19 protein-coding genes and 1 pseudogene are annotated in these 17439 nt (G+C 71.3%); 14 read left to right on the forward strand and 6 right to left on the reverse strand.

Going from position 1 to position 17439, the window contains the following annotated elements:
- Nucleotides 1-6: 6 nt before the first annotated feature.
- Nucleotides 7-147, reverse strand: coding sequence for a hypothetical protein (locus Q5762_RS29770; protein ID WP_315895365.1), 141 nt, complete (start codon nucleotides 145-147; stop codon nucleotides 7-9).
- A 114-nt stretch (nucleotides 148-261) separates the two neighbouring features.
- Between Q5762_RS29770 and Q5762_RS29775 the strand changes: the two genes are divergently transcribed.
- The 6 genes from Q5762_RS29775 to Q5762_RS29800 all read left to right on the forward strand — a co-directional run bounded on the left by Q5762_RS29775 (nucleotide 262) and on the right by Q5762_RS29800 (nucleotide 5333).
- Nucleotides 262-717, forward strand: a complete 456-nt coding sequence (locus tag Q5762_RS29775; RefSeq protein ID WP_315895366.1) for an Lrp/AsnC family transcriptional regulator — start codon at nucleotides 262-264, stop codon at nucleotides 715-717.
- A gap of 48 nt (nucleotides 718-765) precedes the next feature.
- Nucleotides 766-1944, forward strand: coding sequence for an aminofutalosine synthase MqnE (gene mqnE / locus Q5762_RS29780; protein WP_399495294.1), 1179 nt, complete (start codon nucleotides 766-768; stop codon nucleotides 1942-1944).
- A 9-nt stretch (nucleotides 1945-1953) separates the two neighbouring features.
- Nucleotides 1954-2478 (forward strand): GNAT family N-acetyltransferase, encoded by a 525-nt coding sequence (locus Q5762_RS29785; protein ID WP_315895368.1) that lies wholly within the window; start codon nucleotides 1954-1956, stop codon nucleotides 2476-2478.
- Between the two features lie 113 nt (nucleotides 2479-2591).
- Complete coding sequence (locus Q5762_RS29790) at nucleotides 2592-2882, forward strand: DUF4229 domain-containing protein (RefSeq protein ID WP_315895369.1); 291 nt, start codon at nucleotides 2592-2594, stop codon at nucleotides 2880-2882.
- Nucleotides 2883-3254: 372 nt separating this feature from the next.
- Nucleotides 3255-4547, forward strand: a complete 1293-nt coding sequence (locus Q5762_RS29795; RefSeq protein WP_315895386.1) for a dicarboxylate/amino acid:cation symporter — start codon at nucleotides 3255-3257, stop codon at nucleotides 4545-4547.
- A 108-nt stretch (nucleotides 4548-4655) separates the two neighbouring features.
- Nucleotides 4656-5333: a TetR/AcrR family transcriptional regulator gene (locus tag Q5762_RS29800; protein WP_399495295.1), complete on the forward strand. Its 678-nt coding sequence runs from the start codon at nucleotides 4656-4658 to the stop codon at nucleotides 5331-5333.
- A 25-nt stretch (nucleotides 5334-5358) separates the two neighbouring features.
- Here Q5762_RS29800 and Q5762_RS29805 read toward each other — a convergent pair whose 3' ends face one another.
- Both Q5762_RS29805 and Q5762_RS29810 read right to left on the reverse strand, forming a co-directional pair.
- Nucleotides 5359-5607 (reverse strand): SCO4226 family nickel-binding protein, encoded by a 249-nt coding sequence (locus Q5762_RS29805; protein ID WP_315895370.1) that lies wholly within the window; start codon nucleotides 5605-5607, stop codon nucleotides 5359-5361.
- Nucleotides 5608-5649: 42 nt separating this feature from the next.
- Nucleotides 5650-6321, reverse strand: a complete 672-nt coding sequence (locus tag Q5762_RS29810) for a pyridoxal 5'-phosphate synthase (protein ID WP_315895371.1) — start codon at nucleotides 6319-6321, stop codon at nucleotides 5650-5652.
- A 50-nt stretch (nucleotides 6322-6371) separates the two neighbouring features.
- Here Q5762_RS29810 and Q5762_RS29815 point away from each other — a divergent pair.
- Nucleotides 6372-7138: pseudogene (locus tag Q5762_RS29815) on the forward strand (class I SAM-dependent methyltransferase).
- A gap of 62 nt (nucleotides 7139-7200) precedes the next feature.
- Nucleotides 7201-7743: a GNAT family protein gene (locus Q5762_RS29820; RefSeq protein WP_315895372.1), complete on the forward strand. Its 543-nt coding sequence runs from the start codon at nucleotides 7201-7203 to the stop codon at nucleotides 7741-7743.
- A gap of 50 nt (nucleotides 7744-7793) precedes the next feature.
- On the opposite strand, the gene Q5762_RS29825 is transcribed toward Q5762_RS29820, so the two are convergent.
- Nucleotides 7794-8993: a thiolase C-terminal domain-containing protein gene (locus tag Q5762_RS29825; protein ID WP_315895373.1), complete on the reverse strand. Its 1200-nt coding sequence runs from the start codon at nucleotides 8991-8993 to the stop codon at nucleotides 7794-7796.
- A gap of 32 nt (nucleotides 8994-9025) precedes the next feature.
- Between Q5762_RS29825 and Q5762_RS29830 the strand changes: the two genes are divergently transcribed.
- The 3 genes from Q5762_RS29830 (at nucleotide 9026) to Q5762_RS29840 (ending at nucleotide 11187) form a co-directional block, all read left to right on the forward strand.
- The gene (locus Q5762_RS29830) at nucleotides 9026-9397 is read left to right on the forward strand and encodes a DUF1801 domain-containing protein (RefSeq protein WP_315895374.1); all 372 of its coding nucleotides are present in this window, start codon (nucleotides 9026-9028) and stop codon (nucleotides 9395-9397) included.
- 141 nt (nucleotides 9398-9538) lie between these two features.
- Nucleotides 9539-10717, forward strand: a complete 1179-nt coding sequence (locus Q5762_RS29835; RefSeq protein WP_315895375.1) for an acyl-CoA dehydrogenase family protein — start codon at nucleotides 9539-9541, stop codon at nucleotides 10715-10717.
- Nucleotides 10717-11187 (forward strand): nitroreductase family deazaflavin-dependent oxidoreductase, encoded by a 471-nt coding sequence (locus Q5762_RS29840; RefSeq protein WP_315895376.1) that lies wholly within the window; start codon nucleotides 10717-10719, stop codon nucleotides 11185-11187. The genes Q5762_RS29835 and Q5762_RS29840 overlap by 1 nt, the downstream gene beginning before the upstream one ends.
- Nucleotides 11188-11440: 253 nt before the next feature.
- On the opposite strand, the gene Q5762_RS29845 is transcribed toward Q5762_RS29840, so the two are convergent.
- On the reverse strand, nucleotides 11441-12088 hold the full coding sequence (locus Q5762_RS29845) for a TetR family transcriptional regulator (protein WP_315895377.1): 648 nt from the start codon (nucleotides 12086-12088) through the stop codon (nucleotides 11441-11443).
- A 272-nt stretch (nucleotides 12089-12360) separates the two neighbouring features.
- On the opposite strand from Q5762_RS29845, the gene Q5762_RS29850 reads away from it, so the two are divergent.
- Both Q5762_RS29850 and Q5762_RS29855 read left to right on the forward strand, forming a co-directional pair.
- Nucleotides 12361-13212, forward strand: coding sequence for a VOC family protein (locus Q5762_RS29850; protein WP_315895378.1), 852 nt, complete (start codon nucleotides 12361-12363; stop codon nucleotides 13210-13212).
- Nucleotides 13213-13542: 330 nt separating this feature from the next.
- Nucleotides 13543-15951 carry a PQQ-binding-like beta-propeller repeat protein gene (locus Q5762_RS29855; protein ID WP_315895379.1) on the forward strand — a complete coding sequence of 803 codons (2409 nt, stop codon included), beginning with the start codon at nucleotides 13543-13545 and terminating at the stop codon, nucleotides 15949-15951.
- Between the two features lie 46 nt (nucleotides 15952-15997).
- Here Q5762_RS29855 and Q5762_RS29860 read toward each other — a convergent pair whose 3' ends face one another.
- Complete coding sequence (locus Q5762_RS29860) at nucleotides 15998-16642, reverse strand: hypothetical protein (protein WP_315895380.1); 645 nt, start codon at nucleotides 16640-16642, stop codon at nucleotides 15998-16000.
- A 104-nt stretch (nucleotides 16643-16746) separates the two neighbouring features.
- Here Q5762_RS29860 and Q5762_RS29865 point away from each other — a divergent pair, with 104 nt between their 5' ends.
- On the forward strand, nucleotides 16747-17340 hold the full coding sequence (locus tag Q5762_RS29865; protein WP_315895381.1) for a hypothetical protein: 594 nt from the start codon (nucleotides 16747-16749) through the stop codon (nucleotides 17338-17340).
- The last annotated feature ends 99 nt before the right edge of the window (nucleotides 17341-17439 follow it).

Genomic DNA, 17439 nt, shown 5'->3' on the forward strand with positions numbered 1-17439 from the left:
CGGGGGTCAGCGCTTCTTGGCGGCGTGCTTCTTCGCTGCGCGCCGGGAAGCGGTGGACGGCTGGTGGGCACGCGAGCGGTTGGCCAGCTCCTGCAGCTCACGCATACGGGCGTAGGCCATCTCGATCGTGTACACGGTGAACACCACTCCTGAATGATCGTCTCTGTTTAATTGGAAGATTCACAGGGTGTCGACCCCTGTGTACCTTAGATTCTATACCTAAACTCGCGGTATCGCTGGACAATGGAAGGCTTCATACCTATGGACGCCGTGGACAGGCAGCTCATCCAGGCTCTGCGCGAGAACGGCAGGGCTTCGTACGCCGAACTCGGCCGGCTCGTCGGGCTCTCCGGGCCCTCCGTCACCGATCGCATCAACCGTCTGGAGTCGGCCGGCGTCATCACCGGCTACCGCGCGACGGTCGACGCCACCTCGCTCGGCCTCGGTGTCACGGCCCTGATCGGCATCTCCCTCTCCGACGCCGCCGACCACGAGGACGTCGCCCGCCGGCTGAAGGACCTCGCCGAGATCGAGGACTGCTGGTTCATCGCCGGCGACGACTCGTACATGCTCAAGGTCCGGGTCGGCGACGTCGACGGCCTGGAGAAGACGATCCGCCGGCTCTCCGGGACCAAGGGCGTCTCCCGCACCCGTACGACGATCGTGCTCTCCACCAAGTGGGAGAACCGGGTCGGGGACCTGCCCGAGGAGGGCTGAGAGTACGGTGGGTGGAGCCTGAAATCGTCAGACATGGGAGGCGGCCGCATGACTGCATCTGTTCAAGATGTGGGTCTCAAGCGCGAGCTGGAGCAGAAGGTCCGTTCCGGAGAGCGGCTGAGCCGCGAGGACGGCATCGCTCTGTACGAGTCCGACGACCTGGCCTGGCTCGGCGGCCTGGCCCACGAGGTCCGGACCCGCAAGAACGGTGACGTCGTCCACTTCAACGTCAACCGCCACCTCAACATGACGAACGTGTGCACCGCGTCCTGCGCGTACTGCTCGTTCCAGCGCAAGCCGGGCGAGAAGGACGCGTACACGATGCGCATCGAGGAGGCCGTCCGCCTCGCCAAGGCGATGGAGAACGAGAACCTCACCGAGCTGCACATCGTCAACGGGCTCCACCCGAACCTGCCCTGGCGCTACTACCCGCGCTCGCTCTCCGAGCTGAAGAAGGCGCTCCCGAACGTCTCGCTGAAGGCCTTCACCGCCACCGAGATCCACCACTTCGAGACCATCTCGGGCATGTCGGCCTCCGACATCCTCGACGAGCTCATCGAGGCAGGTCTGGAGTCCCTCACCGGCGGCGGCGCGGAGATTTTCGACTGGGAGGTGCGGCAGCACATCGTGGACCACCGCACCCACTGGGAGGACTGGTCCCGGATCCACCGCCTCGCGCACGAGAAGGGTCTGAAGACCCCCTCGACGATGCTGTACGGGCACATCGAGGAGCCCCGGCACCGCGTCGACCACGTGCTGCGGCTGCGTGAGCTCCAGGACGAGACCGGCGGCTTCCAGGTCTTCATCCCGCTGCGCTACCAGCACGACTTCGTGGACATGCAGGACGGCAAGGTCCGCAACAGGCTCCAGGCGCGTACGACGATGGCGACCGGCGCGGAGGCCCTCAAGACCTTCGCCGTCTCCCGCCTCCTCTTCGACAACGTGCCGCACGTCAAGGTCTTCTGGGTCATGCACGGCGTCCAGACCGCGCAGCTCGCGCTCCAGCACGGCGCCGACGACATGGACGGCTCGGTCGTCGAGTACAAGATCACGCACGACGCCGACAACTACGGCACGCCGAACAAGCTGGGCCGCGAGGACCTCCTCGAACTGATCCGGGACGCCGGCTTCCGGCCCGTGGAGCGGAACACCCGGTACGAGATCATCCGCGAGTACCCGGGCCCGGACGCGGACCGCCGTGAGTCGCCCCAGCCGATGCGGGTCTGAGGCTTTCTCGTGGCACTGCGCTTCGAGCTCGACCCCTCGATCACCCCTGAGCTGCGGGACGGCGTCCTGCGGCTCTGGGCCGACGTCTCCAACGCGGGCGGCGCCGTCGGCTTCGTCCCGCCGGTCACCCCCGACGAGGTGCGGCCCGAGCTGGTCAAGCACCTCGCCGCGATGGCCGAGGGCCGGATGCGGCTCGTCGTCGGGTACGAGGAGGACGGCACCGTCGCCGCCACCACCTTCGTCGCGTACAACAGCCACCGGCTGATGAAGCACTGGGTCTGGCTCTACACGGTCATGGTCCACCCCTCCCACCAGGGCAAGGGGTACGGGCGCGACCTGATGGCCGCCGTCGAGGACGCGGTCCGCGGCTTGGACGGCATCGAGGCGATCCGGCTCACCTGCCGGGGCGGCACGGGCGTCGACCGCTTCTACGGCTCCTGCGGCTACAAGGAGGTCGGGCGGGTGCCCGGCGCGATCCGGGTGACCGAGGGCGACGACCGGGACGACATCATCATGCTGCTCCCGCTGCATTGATCGCCCACCCGTCGCCCGACCACCGCCCCTCATCGAGGCCCTGCGGGCCGCCCCATTTGTTTCCCGTGCTTCACTGGACGGCACAGACTTTGAGTACAGAGAAAGGGGCCGTCGTGGCCGCGAACGGGACGGGCGCTGCGACCCTCCGCTACACCTTCATGCGCCTCGGCATCTTCGCCGCGTGTTTCCTCGTGCTCGTCGGGCTCGTCCGTCTCGGCGTGCTGCCGCGCGGCCTCGGCGACTCGAACCTGCTCTGGGTGCTGCTGCTCTCCATCGTGATCTCCGCGCCGCTCAGCTTCGTGCTGCTGCGGGGCCAGCGGGACGCGATGTCCGAGCAGATCGTGGCCAAGATCGACAAGGCGAAGGGCCGGCTCGACACCAACCGCGCCAGCGAGGACGCGTAAGGCCCGGGTAAGTTTCGTCACAGCACAAACACCCCGATCGGGAGCTTCGAAGGCTCCTGACCGGGGTGTTCTGCGTTTCGGAGGTCGAAGTGGGGTCTCATAGACCCAAAGAAGGGCTTTGAGGTTCTCAAAGTTCAAGTGTTAACGTACCTGCCATGACGACAGCCGTGCGCCTCCCCGATGCCGTGAGCATTCCGCTCGTGGCGCGCCGCCATGTCGATCTGTGCCGCTGTATGTCCGCGGTCTGTTGCCGCGAGCTCTGACCCCGGCATCATGCAGCGGTACGCCTGAGCGCGTGTGTACCGCACCCCCGTCCCCGTATTCCCCGATACGCACCTGTGGAGTGTGTCCGTGTCCGCGTCCGCATCCCGTATGCCCAAGGTCCCCTTCTGGGCCCAGATAGTCGCCGGCCTCGTGCTCGGTGTCCTGCTCGGCTGGCTCGCCCGCAGCCAGGACATCAGCTGGCTCAAGGAGACCCTCGGCCAGGTCGGCGACATCTTCGTCCAGCTCCTGAAGCTGGCCGTCGCCCCGCTCGTCTTCTTCGCGATCCTGGTGTCGATCACCAACCTCCGCAAGGTCAACAACGCCGCCCGGCTGGCCGCCCAGACCCTGATCTGGTTCATGATCACCTCGCTGATCGCGGTCGCCATCGGCCTCACGATCGGCCTGCTCACCAACCCCGGCGAGGGCACCGGCCTCACGCCGAAGGACGGCGAGCTGCCCAAGCGCGAGGGCACCTGGATCGACTTCCTGACCGGGATCATCCCGACGGACGTCATCACCCCGTTCACCGAGCTGAACGTCCTGCAGATCGTCTTCATGGCCGCCGTCGCCGGCATCGCCGCCCTCAAGCTCGGCGACCGCGCCAAGCCGATCCTGTCCCTCTCCGAGTCGGTCCTGGAGCTGCTCCAGAAGGCTCTCTGGTGGGTCATCCGCCTCGCCCCGATCGGCACCGTCGGCCTCATCGGCTTCGCCATCGCCGACTACGGCTGGGAGCTGATCGGCAAGTACGCGACCTTCACCGCCGACGTCTACATCGGCTGCGCGCTGGTGTTGTTCGGCGTCTACCCGCTGCTGCTCGCGACGGTCGCCAAGGTCAACCCGATCCAGTTCTTCAAGGGCGCCTGGCCCGCGATCCAGCTGGCCTTCGTCTCCCGCTCCTCGGTCGGCACGATGCCGGTCACCCAGAAGGTCACCGAGCGCCTCGGCGTCCCGAAGGAGTACGCCTCCTTCGCCGTCCCGTTCGGCGCCACCACCAAGATGGACGGCTGCGCCGCGATCTACCCGGCGCTCGCCGCGATCTTCATCGCGCAGATTTTCGACGTCCAGCTGGGCATCCAGGACTACCTGCTGATCGTCTTCGTCTCGGTCGTCGGCTCGGCCGCCACCGCCGGTCTGACGGGCGCCACGGTCATGCTGACCCTGACGCTGTCCACCCTGGGCCTCCCGCTCGAGGGCGTGGGCCTGCTGCTGGCGATCGACCCGATCCTGGACATGATGCGTACGGCCACCAACGTCGCCGGCCAGTCGCTGGTCCCGGTCATCGTCTCGGCCCGCGAGAAGATCCTGAACCTCGACGCGTACAACAGCGCCTCGTCCTCCCCGATCGAGGAGTTCGACGCGGTCGAGGCCGAGCAGAAGGTCGCGGTGCCGGTCACCGCGTGACCCCCGCCTGTTCGTGTGTGGCTTGATGCCGATGCCCATGTCCCTCCGGGGGCATGGGCATCGCGCGTTCCCGCCGTAGGCTCCTCCCCGGAGAGAGGGAGGGCGCGGGTGGGTGGCACGAAGGTGAAGCGGATGCCGCGGGAGGTGCGCGAGCGGCAGATGATGGACGCCGCGGTGCGGACCTTCGGGCAGCGGGGGTACCAGGCCGCGTCGATGGACGAGATCGCCGAGCTGGCGGGGGTCTCCAAGCCGCTCGTCTATCTGTACCTGAACTCCAAGGAAGAGCTCTTCACCGCGTGCATCCGGCGCGAGGCGCAGGCGCTGATCGCCGCCGTCGTGGGCGGGGTCGACCGGCGGCAGACGGCCGAGCAGCAGCTGTGGGCGGGGCTGCTCGCCTTCTTCACGCACACCGCCGAGCACCCCGACGGCTGGGCGGTGCTGAGCCGGCAGGCGCGGACGCACGGGGAGCCGTTCGCCGGTGAGGCGGGCCGGATGCGGGACGAGATCGTCGCGTACGTCGGGACGCTGATCGGGGCCGCCGCCGAGGAGACCCACCGTGAGACGAACCGGGATCCGGAGCTGGCCGAGCGGGACGTCGCGGGACTCGCCCAGGCGCTCGTCGGGGCGGCCGAGTCGCTGGCGGGCTGGGCCAACGAGACGCCGGGGATGACGGCGTGGGAGGCGGCGGCGACGCTGATGAACTTCTCCTGGGCGGGGCTGGGGAATCTCATGAAGCACGAGCGGTGGTCGCCCAGGGAGCCTCGGGACTCCCGGACCTCCGCCTGAACCCGGGTCGCCCCTGAAGGGGCTCTCACACCATGAGGCTCACTTCGTGGATCTCGTCGGCCGAGTGGCCCGTGCGGGCGTGGATGCGCTGTACCGCGTCGGCCGACGGGCCGTGGGACAGGCAGTAGACCGTGCCCGACTCCGGGTCCGCCCACGCCCTCTCGAAGTGGACGCCCTCGTCCTTCTCGATCGCGAGGTCGGCCGCGTGCGCCTCCCGTAGCTGGTCGGCGGTGATCCCCGTCATGTTCCGGTGGACATCCATGTACGTACCCATGGTTCTCAACCTCCTGTTCCCATGGTGCGCCCCGGCCCGGGGTCACGGCCAGAGGAGCTCCCGCACCCAGCCGGTGGTCTCGCGGCGGTAGCGGAGCCGGACGTGGCGCCGGCGCTCGTCGCCCTGGAAGAACTCGACCTCGGTGGGTTCCAGGACGTACACCGTCCAGCTCTCGGCGTGGGCGCCCGGCTCCGCCGACGCCCGCTCCCAGGCCGCCTCGCTCACCCGGCGCAGCTCGTCCAGCGACCCCAGCACCTCGCTCTGCCGGCCCACGAGCGCCGAGGCCAGCGCCCCGGTCGTACGGGCGTGCAGATCGGCGTACGCCTCGTCGCGCGGGGACGTGGAGACCCGGCCCCTGACCCGTACCTGACGCCCCTGGACCGGCCAGTAGAAGCCGAGCGCGGCCTCGGGGCGGGCGGCCAGCTGGCGGCCCTTGGCGCTGGTGGCGTGCGAGGCGAAGTGCCAGCCGCGTGCGTCGGCCCCGTGCAGCATCACCGTACGGACATCGGGCCGGCCGCCGTCGTCCACGGTCGCCAGGGACATGGTGTGCGGCTCCACCTGCCCGGCGTCGGCCGCCGCCACGAACCAGTCGTGGAAGAGGGGGAGGGGTTCGGCGGGCGCGGCCGCCGGGTCGAAGGCGGGCAGTTCGGTGTCCCAGACCCGGAGGGAGCGGAGGGCGCGGTCGAAGGACGACGTGTGCGGCGACTCGGTCATGGCGTCCACTTTGATCACGAGAGGCGCGTCGCGTCCACCATCATGGGCCTATGGCACCTTCCTTCGACGACCTGGTCCGTGCGGCCGCCGCCGCGCCCGTCGCGGGCTGGGACTTCTCCTGGCTCGACGGCCGCGCGACCGAGGAGCGGCCGACCTGGGGCTATCAGCGGATGCTCGGCGAGCGGCTGGCCGACGCCTCGGCCGCGCTGGACGTCCAGACCGGCGGCGGAGAGGTCCTGGCCGGCGCCCTGCGGACCGGCGGGAAGCCCGCCCTGCTGGCGGCCACCGAGTCCTGGCCGCCGAACGTCACCAAGGCCACCCGGCTGCTGCACCCGCTCGGCGCCGTCGTCGTCGCCGGCCCGGACGAGCCGCCGCTGCCGTTCGCGGACGCCGCCTTCGACCTGGTCACCAGCCGCCACCCGGCGACGGTCTGGTGGAGCGAGATCGCCCGGGTGCTGCGCCCCGGCGGCACGTACCTCGCCCAGCACGTCGGCCACTCCTCGGTCTTCGAGCTGGTCGAGTTCTTCCTCGGGCCGCAGCCGGCGGAGGTCCGGCGGATGCGCCACCCGGACGCCGAGACGCGGACGCCCGCGCCGCGGGCCTGGACGTGGTCGATCTGCGCTTCGCGTCGCTGCGGACGGAGTTCTTCGACATCGGCGCCGTCGTGTACTTCCTGCGGAAGGTGATCTGGATCGTGCCGGGCTTCACGGTCGAGGCGTACCGGGACCGGCTGCGCGAGCTGCACGAACGGATCGAGCGCGAGGGCCCGTTCGTCGCCCACTCCACCCGCTTCCTCATCGAGGCGCGCAAGGCGTAGGGGCGGGGAGCGGGGGTCTTATCGGCTTGCCGCCGGTCGGAGCGGTCGGATAAGAAGCGTGCATGCTGAGAGGCGGAAAGGTCGGGCTGAGGGCCCGGCACGAGGACGACATCCCGATCCTGCGGACCGAGCTCTACGACGACGTGGCCAACGCCGCGCGGGCCGAGGGCGGGCCGTGGCGGCCGATCACGCCCGGCTCGAAGGATCCCCGGCTCGTGGTGGACGACACGAACCAGGGGCTCGTCCAGTTCTCCGTGGTGGAGCTGGACGGCGGCAAGCTGGTCGGTACCGCGACGCTGTGGGGCATCGACACCCACAACCGGTCCGCGCACATCGGCCTCGGGCTGCTGCCGGCCTCCCGCGGCCAGGGCTACGGCACCGACGTGGTCGCGGTGCTGTGCCACTACGGGTTCGTCGTGCGCGGCCTGCAGCGGCTGCAGATCGAGACGCTGGCGGACAACGCCGCGATGCTGCGCTCCGCCGAGCGCAGCGGCTTCGTCCGCGAGGGCGTGCTGCGCTCCTCGGCCTGGGTGATGGGCGAGTTCCTGGACGAGGTGCTGCTCGGGCTCCTCGCCCAGGACTGGAAGCCGGACTCGCAGGCCTAGGGCGCTGTGCGGGGCGCGGGCCGGCCCCGCTCTGCTGTGCCAGGCACGGGCTAGCCCCGCCCCAGGATCACCGTCCCCGACGAGCAGAACCAGCCGCCCGTCCCCGACGCCACCGCCAGTTCCGGCAGGCTGCCGTCCGGGCGGCGGACCTGGTGACCCGGGGCCTCGCCGCGTAGTTGCCGTACCGCCTCCACCAGGAGGAACAGGCCCCGCATCCCGGGGTGGCAGGCCGAGAGGCCGCCGCCGTCCGTGTTCACCGGGAGGTGGTCCTTCGCCTCGATGAACGGGCCGCCCTCGCCCTTCGCGCAGAAGCCCAGGTCCTCCAGCGTCACCAGCGTCATGTAGGTGAAGGCGTCGTAGACCTCCGCGAGGTCGATGTCCTCCGGCCGTACCCCCGCCCGCTCGAACGCGAGCCGGCCGCTGACCGCCGCTGGCGAGGTCGTGAAGTCCTCCCACTCCGACATGGTGGTGTGCGAGACGTGCTCGCCCGTGCCGAGGATCCAGACGGGCGCCTTCGCCGTGTCCGGTACGTACTCCTCGGCCGCCAGCAGCACCGCGCAGCCGCCGTCGCTGCGGATGCAGCAGTGCAGCTTGGTGAAGGGGTCGGCGATCATCGGGCCGTCGAGCACCTCGTCGACCGTGATCGGCTCCCGGAACATCGCCTCCGGGTTGAGCGCCGCGTTCGCCCGCGCCTGGACGGCGACCTCGGCGAGCTGCTCCAGGGTCGTCCCGTACTGGTGCATATGGCGGCGGGCGGCCATCGCGTACTTGGCGATCAGGGTGTGCCCGTAGGGGACCTCGAACTGCAGCGGGCCGCGTGCCCCGAAGGAGAGGTTCGAGGTGCGGCGGCGGGCCTTGATGTCGGCGCGGGCCGTCGAGCCGTAGACGAGGAGGACCGCGTTGGCGTGCCCGGCGGCGATGGCGTCGGCCGCGTGCGCGGCCATGACCTCCCAGGTGGCGCCGCCGACGGCGGTCGAGTCCACCCAGCGGGGCCGCAGGCCCAGGTACTCGGCGACCTCCACCGGGGCGAGGGTGCCGAGCCCGGCGGAGGCGAGGCCGTCGATCACCGAGCGGTCGAGGCCGCTGTCCGCGAGGGCGCGGCGGGCGGCCTGGGCGTGCAGAGTGTAGGGAGTGGCCTCGTCGACCCGGCCGCAGTCGGAGAGGGATATGCCGACGACGGCGACGCGACGCCCGGCGCGGTCGCCGACGCGGTCGCGGTCGCGGTCGCGGTTCCGTGAAGTGGTGGGCATGAATCTGACGGTACATCAGATAGGAGAATCGGATGCCGAGAAGTACGGCCGAAGACGTCGACACGTACCTCACGGAGGTCGTGGATCAGGACCGCCTGACGGCCCTCGTCCGGCTGCGCGAGCTCTGCCGCACCGAACTCCACGGTTTCGAGGAGGTCATGGCGTACGGGATGCCCACGTACCGGCGGCCGGGCGGGGAGCCGGAGATCGCTTTCGCCTCGCAGAAGCAGTACATCTCCTTCTACTTGATGCGGCCGGACATCCGGGAGGGCTTCGAGGAGCGGCTCGCCGGCCAGGACATGGGCAAGGGTTGCCTGCGCTTCCGGCGCCCGGAGCGGGTCGACTTCACGCTCGTACGGGACCTGCTGCGGGCGACGGCGAAGGCGCCGGGGGAAATCTGCTGATCCGGCGAGCATCCGGCGAGCATCCGGCGAGTACCCCGCGAGCATCCCGCGAGCATCCGGCGAGTTACGCGGCTCCCCGCTCTGGGTTTCTGCCCTCAACCCCCCTAACATGACGGGCCGTCAGATAGGGAGGGGAGCCCCATGGACGCCGCCTTCACCGCGGAGCAGGACGAGATCCGCCGCACCCTGCGCGAACTGCTCGCCAAACGCTCCGGACCCGCCGAGGTCCGCGCCGCCGTCGCGACCCCCGAGGGGTACGACACCGACCTGTGGCACCGGATGTCCGGCGCCCTCGGGCTGCCCGGGCTCGCCCTGCCCGAGGAGTACGGAGGGGTGGGCTGCGGCCCCGCCGAGCTCGCCCTCGCCTGCGAGGAGACCGGCCGGGCCCTCACCCCCTCGCCGCTCCTCGCCACCGCCGTCCTCGCCGCCCCGCCGATCCGCGCCCTCGGCGCCGAACGGCAGCGCGCCGAGCTGCTGCCTCGCATCGCCGACGGCACCCTGACCTGCGCACTCGCCGTCCCCGGCGGCTCGCTCGCGCTCGCCCTCGGCCTGACCGGCGACAACGGCGCCTGGGTCGCGGGCGGCGGGCGGTCCGGAGGCGTACAGGCGCGGGCCGTGGACGGGGGGTGGCAGCTGTACGGGGAGGTGACCCAGGTCCTCGACGGGCACAGCGCCGGACTGCTCCTGGTCGCCGCCCACGCCGGCGGCTTCGCGCGGAGCCGGACCCTGTTCTTCCTCGTCCGCGGGGAGGCGGCCGGACTCGTCCGCGTACGGCAGCCCACCCTGGACGCGACCCGCTCCCAGGCCGCGCTCCAACTGCGGGACGTGAAAGCCGAGTTGCTCGGCGAGGAGCCGGTCGACGTGCTCGGGGCGCTCGCCGCGACCGGGCGGACGGCGGCGGTGGCGCTCGCCGCCGAGGCGCTCGGCGCGGCCCAGGCCGCCCTGGACCGTACAGTCGAGTACGTCGGCACCCGCGAGCAGTTCGGCCGGCCCGTCGGCTCCTTCCAGGCCGTCAAGCACCGGGTCGCCGACCTGTACGTCCAGGTGGAGGCGGCCCGCTCGCTCACGTACGGCGCGGCCCGGGAACCGGGCGACGGCGCCGGGACGGGGGCGCTCGCCCTCGCCGCCGCCCTGGAGGCGCTGCGGACGGTGGCCGGCGAGACGATCCAGCTGCACGGCGGGACCGGCTTCACCTGGGAACACGAGGCGCATCTGTACTTCAAGCGGGCGACGGCGGACGAGCTGCTCTTCGGGCCCGCGCGACGGCTGCGCGAGCGTGCCGCCCAGGTGACAGGACTCTTCGGAGAGGTGGCGGCCTGATGCCCGTCGGCGTACGTCTGATGCAGAAGGTGTCGTCCACGAGGACGTTCGCGAAGGTCGCCCCGCACTTCATCCCGGCGATGGACCGGGCCGTGCACCGGCTGACCCGCGGCAAGGTGATGCTCAGCGCCCAGATGCTGCCGGGGCTGATCCTGACGGCGAAGGGCGCCAAGTCGGGGCAGCCGCGGGTGACTCCGCTCGCGTGCATGCCGGAGCCGGCGGGCACCTGGCTGCTGATCGGCTCCAACTTCGGCCGCGACGGCCATCCGGCGTGGACCGGGAACCTGTTGAAATACCCGGACGTGGAGGTGAGTTGGCGCGGCGAGACGATCCCGGTGCGGGCGGAGCTGCTCGCGGGGGAGGAGCGGGTGGCGGCGTGGCTGGCGGCGCTCGCGTTCTGGCCGCCGTACGCGACGTACCAGGCGCGGATCGAGCGCGAGATCAGGCTGTTCCGGCTGACGCGACGGTGAGAACCCTGGAGCCCTGCAGCCCTGGAGTCCTGGACAGAGGAATGCCGACGGCGGTCTCGCGGAGAGGCCGCCGTCGGCACGACAGGACGGATGGGGAGGGAGCGGGCGTACGGAAGCGGGTGACGGTGCGCGGTGCACGGTGCGCGAGCCGAGCTGCCCGCCGCGCGGCCGCATGGCCGTACGGGGGTACGTACCGGGCGGGCGTACGTACCGGGCGGGCGTACGTAGCGGGCGTACGTACCGGGCGGACCGGCTACTTCGTCGGCTTCTTGCCCGTGATGCCCAGGTGCACCAACAGCGCCAGGTTCGGCTTCAGTTCGGCCTGTTTCACGCCCCAGGTCTGGAACCCCTTCTGGTGTCCGGCCACCGAGGCCAGCATCGCCACCAGGGATCCAGCCATCGCCGCCGGGCTGACGTCCTTGTCGACCTTGCCCTTGGCCTGGAGGTCCTTCACCGAGTCCGTAAGGGAGTTGGTGACGGAGTTCAGGATCTTCATGCGGATCTTGTAGAACCGCTTGTCGCCCTCCGCGGCGCCGAGGTCCACGACCCGCAGGATCGCGTCGTGCCGCCGCCAGAAGTCCAGGAAGCCCTCGACCAGTTCCTCGGAGGTCTGCCAGCCGGCCTTGCCGACCCAGGAGCGGCCGGAGACCAGTTCGGTCAACGCGGCGCCCTCCTTTGCCATTTCCTCCGCGATCTCGAGGACGGCACCCTCGACGTCGGGGAAATACTGATAGAACGTCGCGGGCGAAGTGCCCGCCTTCCGGGCCACGTCGATGACCTTGACGTCCCGGTACGGCGAGGAGCTGAGCATCTCGCTGAGGCAGTCGAGCAGCTTCTGCCGCGTCGCCTGACCGCGTCGTCCGGCCACGCGGCCGTCGACGGTGCGTACTTGTCCTGTCATGCCGTCAGCTTACCGAGGGGTGATCGGCGCGCGATTCGACCGAGTGCAAATGGGGTGCACCCCCGAGCGGACGGGTTCCGGTCGGCTTCCGGACGGGTTCTGGGCGCCGGCCGCAGGGGCGGGAGGCGACCCGCACTCGAAAAGGCTTATTAACAGCCTGTGGACAACTTCGGTGGACAACTCGGGATGCCCAGGGGTGGCCGCCTCCCTATATGGCGGTATGTTCGAATATGGGGCGTGCGGTGGGCCACCCCCCGGCCTAGCGTGGAGCCATGGCGGTATTCACAGAGGGCACCCCTTGCTGGGTGGAGGCGCAGCTTCCCGACCTGGAGGCGGGGAAGCGGTTCTACCGCGAGCTCTTCGGCTGGACCTTCGACCCGGACCGCGACGAGGCCCTCAGTGACGGCAAGCGCGTCGCCGGACTCGTACCGAAGCGCGACGGCCGGATGCCCACCACCTGGACCGTCTACCTCGCCACCGAGAACGCGGGCACGCTGGCCGCCCGGATCAAGGCCGCCGGCGGCCAGCTGATCATGGAGCCGTATCCCGTGGGCCCCTTCGGTGTCCTCGCGCTCGCCGCCGACCCCGGCGGCGCCGTCTTCGGCCTGCGGCAGGCGGGCGACGACGACGGCTTCGAGAAGACGATGCTCCCCGGCTCGTTCTGCTGGATGGAGGTCTATACGAGGGAACGGGACGCGGTCGACACCTTCTACGCCTCCGTCTTCGGCTACCTCGGCCGTCAGGTGGAACCGGGCGAGGAGGGCAGGGAGAGCGACTTCGACTACCGCGTCTGGTCCCCGCCCGGCTCCCGCCCCGGCGACGACACCGCCTTCGGCGGCCGGGCCGTGCTCACCGAGGCCTTCCCGGCCGAGATGCCGGGCCACGTCCTCGTCTACTTCGCCGTCGCCGACTGCGACGCGACCTGCGCGACGGCGGTCAGCCACGGCGGCCGCGTCACGAACCCGCCCTTCGACACCCCGCACGGCCGCATCGCCGTCCTCCACGACAACCAGGGCGCCCGCTTCGCCGTCCTTGCGGAACCGAAGGACGAGCCCACCGCCACCGGCATCGAACGATCGCCCCACACCGTTCGGGGGCACACGTCCCTAGGGGCTGAGGGGTAGCGGGGTCCTGTTGCCAGGACTCGTGCTCAGCCGCGTCAGGCACGCGTGGGAGATCCGCGTTGCCGTCCGATTTCGTGTCGCACACCGTGGCGTCCGCACTCGTACATACGCGCCCGTATCGCACGCGAGAAGCACATTGAGTGACGCTTCACTCACGTGTTCGCGGCCGCGTAAGGCCGTTGGACACCCCGGTGCTCCGGCCGGCACGACCCGGCGGCCGAACGGGCGACACCCCGATCCGCCCCCGGGTTCGCAACCGGCGGCTCGGACAGGAAGAATCAGGGCCACGGGGCCGTATTCTCATGGCCCGTACGGGGAGGTGGCAGGCAAGTGGAGCAGCTGACGCAGCACGACCCGAGACGGATCGGGCCCTTCGAGGTGCTGGGCCGGCTCGGTGCAGGTGGCATGGGTCTCGTCTATCTCGCGCGCTCGGCGTCCGGGCGGCGCGTGGCGATCAAGACCGTGCGGACCGAGCTCGCCGAGGACCAGCTGTTCCGTGTCCGCTTCACCCGTGAGGTCGAGGCCGCCCGGGCCGTCTCCGGGTTCTACACGGCCGCCGTGGTCGACGCCGACCCGCGGGCCGCCGTGCCGTGGCTGGCCACCGCGTACGTCCCCGCGCCCTCCCTCGAAGAGATCGTGAACGAGTGCGGGCCGCTCCCGGCCCAGGCCGTGCGCTGGCTGGCCGCCGGGGTCGCCGAGGCCCTGCAGTCCATCCACGGCGCGGGCCTGGTCCACCGCGACCTGAAGCCGTCCAACGTCCTCGTCGTCGAGGACGGCCCCCGGGTGATCGACTTCGGTATCGCCTCCGGCGTCTCCAACACCCGGCTGACCATGACCAACGTCGCCGTCGGTACGCCCGCGTACATGTCGCCCGAGCAGGCCCGTGACTCGCGCAGCGTCACCGGCGCGAGCGACGTCTTCTCGCTCGGCTCGATGCTGGTGTTCGCCGCCACCGGGCATGCCCCGTTCCACGGCGCGAACCCCGTCGAGACCGTCTTCATGCTGCTCCGCGAGGGCCCGGACCTGGAGGGGCTGCCGGACGAGCTGCGGCCGCTCATCGAGTCCTGTATGCAGATGGACGTCTCCCGCCGGCCCACCCCGGCCGACCTCCAGGCCCAGCTCGCGCCCCATCTCTTCGGACCCGGCAGCGACGACAGCGGTACGGCGTCGGCCTGGCTTCCGCAGTCCGCCGTCGAGATGATCGAGCGGCGCCGCGGCGGCCGCCCGAGCGCCCCGCCGCCCCCGGTCACCCCGCCCACGCCCCCGCGTCCGCCTCGGCAGGCGCCCGAGTGGGGCGCCGACCCGCGCCCCGCCCACGTCGGCGGCGGTGGCGGTGGCGGTGGCGGCGGCCGGCACGCGGCACCGGCCGAGTCCGGCGGGCCCGTACGGCTGGCCGGCGCGGCCGTCCCGATCGGCCCCGGTCTGCGCGTCGCCGACACCCGCGCCGCGCTCGGTCCGGTCGCCGACGTGGGCCCCGCCACCGGCTGGATCCGCCCGCCCGGCGGCGGCGCGAACGGCGTCGCCGAGCCCGGCCCCCCGCCGGGCGCCCGCCCCCTGTCCGTACCCCCGCCGGCTCCGGAGGCCGCGCCGGAGCCCGCGCACTGGCGGCCCTGGCGCTTCCGGATGTCCAACGACGTCTGGGGCACCCCGGTCGTCGCCGGCGACCTGCTCTACGTCACCTCCTTCGAGGTGCACGCCCTGGACGTGGCCAGCGGCCGCCGCCAGTTCAAGACGCGGGACGTCGCCTGGTCGATGGCGGTGGCCCAGGGCCGTATCCACGCCTCCGACGGGCCCACCCTCTACGCCCTCGACGCCACCGACGGCAGCGAGCGCTGGCGGCTCCAGACGGACGCCTGGGTGTACTCCCTCCAGGTCGACCGGGGCACGGTCGTCACCGGCACCCGGGGCGGCGGCGTCCAGGGCTGGGAGGCCTCCAACGGCGCCAAGCTGTGGGAGATCACCGGCGCGCAGACCGACTTCGAGACCGCGGAGGCGGGGCCCGCCGTGCACGGCGACACCGTGTACGTCTGGCGCGACGCCCGGCTCCAGGCCCTCGACGCCCGTACGGGTGTGGAGCGCTGGTCGTACCCGGTCGGCGACGCCGCCGCCTGCGGCAACGTGCCGGTGCGGGTGGCCCCGGCGGAGGACGGCTACGTGTACGTCGCCGCCGGTACGCGCGTGCTGTCGATCGACATCGCGTCCGGGCGCGTCCGCTGGCACTTCGAGGCGCCCGCGGTCTTCCTCTCCCCGCCGGCCTTCGCGCCGGGCCCGGCCGTCACGGGCGGCGGGGTCTACCTCGCCGACTACCTCGGCACGGTGTACGCCCTCGACGCGACGACCGGTCAGGACCGCTGGCGGATCGCCACCGAGTCCCGCCAGTCGATCGAGCCGGTGCTCGTCGTCGACGGCAACATCCACGTCGGCAGCGGCAGCGCGCTGTACACGCTCGACGCGGTCACGGGCACGCCGAAGTGGCGGTTCGCGGCGGGCGGCGAGCTGATCGGTACGCCGGTCGTCGCCGACGGGCGGGTGCACTTCGGCTCGGCGGACCACGTCCTGTACACGCTCGACGCGACCGGCGGCCAGCTGCGCTGGAAGCTGGCGACCGGCGGCGAGATCACCGGCTCGCCGGTGGCGCGGGGCGGGGTCGTGTACGCGTGCAGCAAGGACCGGTGCGTGTACGCGCTGGACGCGGTGAAGGGCACGGCGACCGGGCGGAGCGCGGCGCCGAGGGTGTGACGGGTGTGACGGGTGTGACGGGTGTGAACGCGGGGCTTGCGGGGCTCTAGGCGCGGTCGTTACTGCCCGCGCCGGGGTCCTGGATCCGCGTACGGTCCCGGTCCTGGTCCCAGTCCTGGGTTCCGTCCCAGGTCGGGACGTCCATCGTCCTGGTCGGATGGTCGGCCGGGGGCGGTGCCGTGTACGGGCCGCCGTCCAAGGTCGGATGCGTCGGTCGCGTCGGCTGGTCGGGATGGACGGGGTACGTCGGCTCCGGTTCCAGCGGCATGCTGCGCGCACGCGTGCGGCCCGACATGACGAGGGCGCCGAGGAGGAGCAGGAGCCCGCCGCCGAAGGCGTTCGCGACGCCGTCGCCGAGTCCCGTACCGTCCCCGCCGACCGTCAGGCTGCCCTCGGCCTGCCCGACGCGGACCATCCACAGGATGGTGAAGCCGAGCACGACGAGGCCGGCGAACGCCACGAGCAGCCGGGAGCGCAGCACCACGCCGAGCAGGGTGACGACGGCCGCGAACGCGAACGGGAGCAGCAGCGAGCCGATCACCTCGGCTCTCACGTCGGTGATCCCGCCGAACAGGTCCTCGATGCGGTAGTCGCTGCCGTGACGGCCGTCGTACCAGGCACGGAAGGGGCTCCAGACGGCGGCCGTCGCTCCGGCGAGGGCCAGGACCGAGCCGATGACGTTGCGGACCATCGATCGGCCTCCTTACGGTCCGGCTCTCGGTCTTGACGCTACGCCGGGTGCGGGGGCCCCGCCACGCGGCGCTAGGGTGGCGCGGACACGACAGAGGAGCGGCAATGGCAACGGGGACGGCGCGCCGCAGAGGGCTCAGGCTCGCGGCGACGCTCACGGTGGTGGTGCTCGCGCTGACGGGTTTCGAGACCAGCAAGGGCAGCAGCGGCGGCGGCAGCGGGAGCGGGAGCGGGAGCGGCAAGAGCAAGAGCAAGAGCAGCGGTTCGGGCGGTGGCTGCTCCAGCTCCAAGAAGAAGAACAACGACTACGACTACGACGGCGACGACCTGGGCAGCGGCTCGGGCGGCAGCGAGTACACCACTGAGCCCGCCACGCCGAGTGTCACGTCCTCGCCGACGTCCACCGTGGACGTGGTCGTCGTCGATTGTGTGAAGCCGGCGCAGAAGAAGCGCAAGGGCAAGCCGGCCCGCAAGGCGGACACGACGGCGACCCTGCGGATCACCTCGCGCGAGACGTTCACGGAGACGTTCAAGGTCGAGCTCGACTTCGAGGACGCCGCGGCGGTGGACGTCGACGAGGCGGAGAAGCTCGTGACGGTGGAGCCCGGCGAGACGAAGACCTTCGAGATCGCCATGAAGAGCCCGAAGGCGGTCGCCAAGGTGAAGAAGTGCTGGGTCGACCGGGTGACCGCGCAGTAGGGATACGCCCTACCCGTAGGGGCTAGGTGTATTGCCCTGTGAGGTTGGGGACGCGGCTGGCGGGTGGTTTGCCTGCGAGGGCGGTGTGTCCGCGGTGGT

The sequence above is a fragment of the Streptomyces sp. P9(2023) genome (assembly GCF_032436795.1).
GTDB lineage: Bacteria > Actinomycetota > Actinomycetes > Streptomycetales > Streptomycetaceae > Streptomyces.

Coding starts and splice junctions, on each gene's coding strand:
- Q5762_RS29775 (WP_315895366.1), top strand. CDS start 262: ATGGACGCCGTGGACAGGCAGCTCATCCAGGCTCTGCGCGAGAACGGC.
- Q5762_RS29835 (WP_315895375.1), top strand. CDS start 9,539: ATGGACGCCGCCTTCACCGCGGAGCAGGACGAGATCCGCCGCACCCTG.
- mqnE (WP_399495294.1), top strand. CDS start 766: ATGACTGCATCTGTTCAAGATGTGGGTCTCAAGCGCGAGCTGGAGCAG.
- Q5762_RS29845 (WP_315895377.1), bottom strand. CDS start 12,088: ATGACAGGACAAGTACGCACCGTCGACGGCCGCGTGGCCGGACGACGC.
- Q5762_RS29820 (WP_315895372.1), top strand. CDS start 7,201: ATGCTGAGAGGCGGAAAGGTCGGGCTGAGGGCCCGGCACGAGGACGAC.
- Q5762_RS29830 (WP_315895374.1), top strand. CDS start 9,026: ATGCCGAGAAGTACGGCCGAAGACGTCGACACGTACCTCACGGAGGTC.
- Q5762_RS29795 (WP_315895386.1), top strand. CDS start 3,255: ATGCCCAAGGTCCCCTTCTGGGCCCAGATAGTCGCCGGCCTCGTGCTC.
- Q5762_RS29840 (WP_315895376.1), top strand. CDS start 10,717: ATGCCCGTCGGCGTACGTCTGATGCAGAAGGTGTCGTCCACGAGGACG.
- Q5762_RS29810 (WP_315895371.1), bottom strand. CDS start 6,321: ATGACCGAGTCGCCGCACACGTCGTCCTTCGACCGCGCCCTCCGCTCC.
- Q5762_RS29825 (WP_315895373.1), bottom strand. CDS start 8,993: ATGCCCACCACTTCACGGAACCGCGACCGCGACCGCGACCGCGTCGGC.
- Q5762_RS29805 (WP_315895370.1), bottom strand. CDS start 5,607: ATGGGTACGTACATGGATGTCCACCGGAACATGACGGGGATCACCGCC.
- Q5762_RS29865 (WP_315895381.1), top strand. CDS start 16,747: ATGGCAACGGGGACGGCGCGCCGCAGAGGGCTCAGGCTCGCGGCGACG.
- Q5762_RS29850 (WP_315895378.1), top strand. CDS start 12,361: ATGGCGGTATTCACAGAGGGCACCCCTTGCTGGGTGGAGGCGCAGCTT.
- Q5762_RS29860 (WP_315895380.1), bottom strand. CDS start 16,642: ATGGTCCGCAACGTCATCGGCTCGGTCCTGGCCCTCGCCGGAGCGACG.